Origin of the sequence: Photorhabdus sp. RM71S (assembly GCF_042879355.1) — a bacterium.
GTDB classification, from domain to species: Bacteria; Pseudomonadota; Gammaproteobacteria; order Enterobacterales; family Enterobacteriaceae; genus Photorhabdus; species Photorhabdus kayaii.
Map to the genome: position 1 here is coordinate 1 of NZ_JBHFKV010000259.1, position 289 is coordinate 289.

A 289-nucleotide genomic window follows, 5' to 3' on the forward strand; every position below is an offset into this window, starting at 1 on the left:
TGGCTCTGTCTGCCACTCAATGTCGATCGGTTGACCCACCACCAGATTGCCGTGCCCATCCTTCACCGTCGCCGTGAAGGTATAACTGTCGGCGCCGTTGTTGTAGCGCTTTTTGTCTTTATCCACTTCCACCGTCACGCCGGTTACCCGATAACTGTGGCTCAGCTCCTCAAAGCTCACCGGGCTATCGGCCTTGATCCATGACGGATTCGCCGCCGCCTTCGCTGACACCTGCACATTCTTCACCGCCGCCGTGCTGGTTAAGGTCGCCGTGACCTGCCCCTGCGCG

General features: G+C 59.5%; 1 protein-coding gene. It reads right to left on the minus strand.

The features are described from left to right. The coding region (locus ACGF5R_RS24800) for a hypothetical protein (protein WP_387693307.1) at window positions 1–289 on the minus strand (289 nt) is incomplete at both ends.